A 5,198-nucleotide genomic window follows, 5' to 3' on the forward strand; every position below is an offset into this window, starting at 1 on the left:
CCTCAAGTCCGCGGGCGCCCCGCCCGTCGCGTTCGGGGAGGACTCAGCGCCTGGTCCCGCAGGACGGGCAGAACGCCGCGCCCTCCGGCACGTCCTTGTGGCACTGCGCGCACTGGACGGGCTGCGCCAGCTTGAACCCGCAGCCCGGACAGAACGCCGTACCGTGCGTCTCGGTCTGGCACTGCGGGCAGACCAACTGCCGCGGCGTCCGCACGTCGAACTCCGCCCCGGACTGCTGCCCGGCCTGGTACGCCCGGTCCGACACCATGTCGTTGAGGCCGCGCCGCTGCGCCGCCAACGCCTCGGCCGCCGTGTCCGGGGCGCAGTTGAAGCACAGGCCCTGAGCCGGGTCGAAGCAGCGGCCGCAGACGTACTGGGTGCACCGGCCGCAACGGTCGAAGTGTGTCCGGGCGTTGTCGATCGCGCGCTGGAAGGCGGCGTCGCGCGAGGTGCCCCAGGTCTGACCCGCCAGGCCGTCGGCGGCGTTGCTGATGGTGTTGGCGTTGCCGCCGATGAGGTTCCAGGCCGCGCTGACGCCCTTGCCTATCCAGCCCGCCACCTGGCCGGTGGTGAACCGTTCGAACGACGAGCGCCAGGTGTCGGAGCAGCGGTAGCAGTAGAACTCGAACTGGAAGCCCGCGCCCGTCCCGTGCTGCTCGCACAGGTCGCGGTAGTTGCTGCTGAAGTAGATCTCGGAACTCACGTCGTCCCCGGTTGCTGAAAGTGGCCTGTTCGGCGGTCGATGCCAGGGACGACAGGTGACTCCGAACGGTTCCGCCAAGAACTCCCCACCGAAGCCTCACAACCCGGAGACCGGCAGCAGCAGCATCCGCTCGGGCTCGAACAGCCGCCAACCGGCCGGCTGTCCGCTGCGGCTGACCCGCAGTCGGCACCACTGCCGCCCGATCGGGTCCCGCCACCAGCCGCTGATCCGGCCGGGCGCCCAGGCGCCGTCACCAAGGTCGACCTCGACCGGCTGGTACACCCACCGGACCTCGGCGTCGGCCGGTTCCACGGCCGGTGCGGGGCTTCGCCGACTCTCCACCAAGGTTGCGCCTCCCGACCCGGCCCGACCCGGCTGCGGCCGCGACCGGGGCGGCGGCCCATCGCCGGAACTCTACAGCTGTGTAGAGCACCGCGGGTGGAGTTCCGGCGAAGCCCGTACGTCGTCTCAGCGGGCGTCCCGGCGCGACCGCCGGCGCCGCCACAGCGCGATCGGGACGACCCCCGCGAAGGCGAGCACGGCCGGCGCCGGAGGCGCCTCCACCGGGGCGGCCGCGGCCCCGGAGGGCACCTTGGCGAAGGTGTCCGGGACGGGCAGGGTGGACCAGTTGGAGATCGGCCACGCCACCACGAAGGCCCGGCCGACGACGTTGCCCACCGGCACGAAGCCGTCCCCGGTCTCGTTGTGGTGCGGACGGGAGTCCCGCGAGTTGTTGCGGTGGTCACCCATCACCCAGAGCTTGCCCTTGGGCACGGTGACGGTGCCGACCGGGTCGTTGTCACAGGGCGTCGCACCGGGGAACAGGTACGGCTCGTCCAGCGCGACGCCGTTCACCTTCACCGGGCTGCCCGCGTTGCACTCGACGGTGTCCCCGCCGACCGCGATGACCCGCTTGATCAGGTCCTTCTCGTCCGCCGAGGGCATCAGGCCAACGGTGCTCAGCGCCTTCTGAACGGTGCCCATGAAGCCGTCGTCCTGCGTCGACGTGCCCTCCAGCCAGCCGCCCGGATCGCGGAAGACCACCACCTCTCCGCGCTCCGGCTCGGCACCGAACCACGGGGTGAGCTTGTCGACCAGCACCCGGTCCCCGATGTGCAGGGTGTTCTCCATCGAACCGGAGGGGATGGAGAAGGCCTGCACGAAGAAGGTCTTGATGCAGAGCGAGAGCAGCAGGGCGATCACCAGCAGGATGGGCAGCTCCTGCCAGAACGGGCGCTTCCTGCGCGCGGGCTTCGCGTCCTGTTCCGCGTCACCCGTCCCGGTCTCCGCCGCCTCGCGGGCGCCGGTCTCCGCCGCCTCGCCGGCCCCGGCCGCCCCGGCCCCAGCCTCCGGCTCCGCCCGCTCCTTCGTTCCACCGCTCTCGCCGGACTCCGTGCTCTGCTGCACACTCATTTCCTCGGCCCCTCCCGACGGCCTGGCGGGAGCCCGAAGCGGGACCCCCTGTCAGGGAACGAACCTACCGAACTGAGGTTCCCGGGCGCGCCCTGACATGGATGCGCTCACCCTGCGGACCGAACAGGCTGAGGAACTCCACCGGCTGCGAACCGGCGTTGCCGAAGGCGTGCGGGGTGCGGGTGTCGAACTCGGCGACCTCACCGGCCGTCAGGACCAGGTCGTGCGGGCCGAGTACCAGCCGCAGCCGCCCGGACAGCACGTACAGCCACTCGTAGCCCTCGTGGACCTTCAACTCCAGCCCGGGCCCGGTGTTCCGCCCCGGCGGCACGATGTGCTTGTACGCGTGCAGACCGCCGAGGTGGCGGGTGAGCGGGACGATCGTCTGGCCGTTCCGGGTCACCGGGCGCGGATGGATCCGGGGGTCGCCGGTGGCCGGGGCACCGACCAGTTCGTCCAGCGGCACCCGGTACTCCCGGGCCAGCGGCAGGAGAAGCTCCAGGGTCGGCTTCCGCTGCCCGGACTCCAGCCGGGACAGCGTGCTGAGCGAAATGCCGGTCGCGGCGGCCAGCTTGGCGAGCGTGGTGCCGCGCTCCCGGCGCAGGGCCCGTAGCCGGGGGCCCACCGTGGTCAGGACGTTCTCGAACTCTTCGTCGGCCATGCCTGCCATTCGCCGGGACGGCAAGGGTGTTTGTCAATCCGGCACACCGTGGCACGACCTCGCGGCTTCCGGATGCCCTGCCCGTGCGTGGCGCAGCAGGGCCCGGTGGGGAGCCCGCCCCCCCCCCCCAAACCCCCGCCCCCGACCCCCGGGCCCCCCTCAACCCCGGGACCCTTGGACACAACCTCGCGTCTTCGGGATCCCTGCCTGGTGCGGGAAAAAGAGGGCCCGGGGGGCGCCCCCCAACCCCCCCCCGGCCCCTGCGCTCCGGATCAGCGGTACTCGCGCAGCCGGGGCCGCACCCCCAGCGCGGTGAGACCCAGCGCCACCGCCAGCGCGCCGCCGGCCAGGGCCGCCGTGGTGCCGTCGAGGTCGCTGTCGGTCTCGGCGACCGCCGTCTCCATCGCCCGCCGGTTGATCGTGATGGTGTCCCCCATGGCCGTGCTCAACTGGTCGAACTCGTAGTTGGACTGGCCCTTGGCGAGCCCGGTGTTGAGCGTGATCGCGTCCTTGAGCTTGCCCTCGTCGCGCAGGTCACGGATCTTGTGGTCGGTCAGCTGGTACTCCTGGAAGGCACCCAGCACCCGCTCGGCGGCGTCCCGCTCGCCGGCGAAGGTGAGGTTGTTCAGCTCACTGCCCAGGTAGCCGCCGAAGGGGACCTTCCCGTGGTTCGACTGGTACCGGTTCGCGGCCTCCTTCAGCCGGTCGTTGTAGTTCGCCAGGGTCGCGCCGTCCAGGTGCACGATCGCCTGGCTCTGGTCGAGGTAGGCCTGCCCGTAGGCCGTCGCGCGGGTCGGGTCGGTGAGGTACCGGCTCTCGTCGGCGTTCATGTCGTACGCGACGGCGCGGGCCCGGCTGAGCGCTATCACCGAGTCGTAGGCGTCGCTCTTCGCGGTCACCAGGTGGTCGTCGGCCCGGCCCACCAGGTACAGCCCGGCGACCATGACGATGCCGGTCAGCAGGGTGACGGCGGCCAGCGCCGGGTTGAACACCCGGTGGTAGCGCACGAACAGGGCGCGCTGGAGCCCGACCAGCGCGGCGAGGGCGAGCAGGCCGACCGCGAACACCCACCACCAGCCGGAGCCCATGGCGTCGCGCTGCTCGCCGTACACCCGGTCGACGGTGGCCTGGTTGGCGGCGGTGACCTGGTCCGCGGCGGGCAGCAGCTGCTGGCGCAGCAGGTCGGTGGCCTGTCGGTAGGCGTCCAGGGCGGCGGCCGAGGGCTGGCCGGCCGGGGCCTTGGCCTGCTCCTCCAGCAGCTGGGCGCGGGCCACCAGGACCTCGTAGCTGCCGAGCTTGTCCAGCACCAGCTGGACGGCGCGCTGCCCGGCCGGGTCGGCGGAGGCGGCCTGGGCGGCCTGCTGGAGATCGTCGTCGGCCTGGTCGCGGCGCTGCTCGTAGGTGTCCAGGGTCTGCTTGCGCAGCGTCACGTAGTCCGGATCCGCGCCGACCAACAGCAGGTTCGCGGCCTGGGCGTCCATGTCGCTGAGCGCGAAGTAGAGGTCGGCGGCGCGGGTGGCCTGCGGGGCGGCCCGGTGGCCGATGGTGTCGGTGCCGTCACGGACGCCGCCGAGCACGGTGGTGGCGGTGGCGCCGAGGCCGAGCAGGGTGGCCAGGCTCAGCGCGGTGAGGCCTCGGACCACGCGCGGGGTGGTCCAGTAGGACCGGCTGCCGACCGTCCGGAGGCCCTGGCCGAGCCGGGCCAGGGTGCCGGACAGGCCGCTCGGTCCGGCCGGTTCGGAGCTGTCACCCCCTTCGTCGGCCGTCTCCTCCGAGGTGGTCTCCCGGTGCGCTGTCGAGGTGGTCATGACCGTACGTCCCTTTCCCCCGTTGCACGGCCCGCCAGGGGTTTCCCACTGAAACCAAAAGCAGAACCGTTTCTCTCCGCCGGGCGAGGCTAGTGCCGCGCCGCCTGCGATGAGACGCCTCCTGACGCCTCCTTGACAGCGCCGGGCGCCGATCTTGACGCTTCCTTAGCGCCGTCGCGGCGCCCGGCGGGTCGGTCCTGTGAGGGTGCCGGTGGAGCGGTCAGCCCTGGCCGGCCTTGCGACCGTGGTTCGCCTTCTTCTTCCGACGGGCCTTCTTCTTGCGGGCGCGCTTGGACATCGTGTCCCTCGTGTCCCTCGTGTCCCCCGACTCGGTCCTCGGTTCGCGGTGGGTTCAGGCGGCCTGGCCGACCAGCTGGTCGGCCAGCCTGGTCAGCCGTTTCACCGCGCGCTCCTCCTGGACGGCCGGGGCGGTCTGCGCGAGAGCACCACCGTCGTAGTACGCGCCGTTGACCAGCTCGACGTCCGGCAGGCAGAGCCGCACCACGGCCGACGCGCCGTCCGCCGCCGGCGCGCCGACCCGCCCGTACAGCGGCAGCAGCGCGGTGTCGCACAGGCCCGGGTTGAGGCTGACGGCGGTGATGCCGGAGCCGTC

Annotated in this window: 5 protein-coding genes and 1 pseudogene; all 6 read right to left on the reverse strand. The window is 72.3% G+C overall.

All coding sequences use genetic code 11. From position 1 onward, the window contains the following. Window positions 1-43: 43 nt before the first annotated feature. On the reverse strand, window positions 44-703 hold the full coding sequence (locus ACFQ87_RS35515; RefSeq protein WP_380615047.1) for a zinc ribbon domain-containing protein: 660 nt from the start codon (window positions 701-703) through the stop codon (window positions 44-46). Window positions 704-799: 96 nt separating this feature from the next. Further along, on the reverse strand, window positions 800-1,045 hold the full coding sequence (locus tag ACFQ87_RS35520; RefSeq protein WP_380615048.1) for a hypothetical protein: 246 nt from the start codon (window positions 1,043-1,045) through the stop codon (window positions 800-802). 126 nt (window positions 1,046-1,171) lie between these two features. After that, window positions 1,172-2,116, reverse strand: coding sequence for a signal peptidase I (gene lepB, locus ACFQ87_RS35525; protein WP_380615049.1), 945 nt, complete (start codon window positions 2,114-2,116; stop codon window positions 1,172-1,174). Window positions 2,117-2,180: 64 nt separating this feature from the next. Next, a complete protein-coding gene (locus ACFQ87_RS35530; protein ID WP_380615050.1) occupies window positions 2,181-2,777 on the reverse strand; it encodes a helix-turn-helix domain-containing protein in 597 nt (198 codons plus the stop codon). A 272-nt stretch (window positions 2,778-3,049) separates the two neighbouring features. After that, window positions 3,050-4,585 (reverse strand): hypothetical protein, encoded by a 1,536-nt coding sequence (locus ACFQ87_RS35535; protein WP_380615051.1) that lies wholly within the window; start codon window positions 4,583-4,585, stop codon window positions 3,050-3,052. Between the two features lie 352 nt (window positions 4,586-4,937). Then, window positions 4,938-5,198, reverse strand: a pseudogene (locus ACFQ87_RS35540) (short-chain dehydrogenase); the annotation flags it as partial.

The sequence above is a fragment of the Kitasatospora sp. NPDC056531 genome (genome assembly GCF_042794375.1).
Classification (GTDB): Bacteria; Actinomycetota; Actinomycetes; order Streptomycetales; family Streptomycetaceae; genus Kitasatospora.

Excerpts from the sequence above, each read along its gene's own strand:
- ACFQ87_RS35535 (WP_380615051.1), bottom strand. The coding sequence starts at position 4,585 with ATGACCACCTCGACAGCGCACCGGGAGACCACCTCGGAGGAGACGGCC.
- ACFQ87_RS35530 (WP_380615050.1), bottom strand. The coding sequence starts at position 2,777 with ATGGCCGACGAAGAGTTCGAGAACGTCCTGACCACGGTGGGCCCCCGG.
- lepB (WP_380615049.1), bottom strand. The coding sequence starts at position 2,116 with ATGAGTGTGCAGCAGAGCACGGAGTCCGGCGAGAGCGGTGGAACGAAG.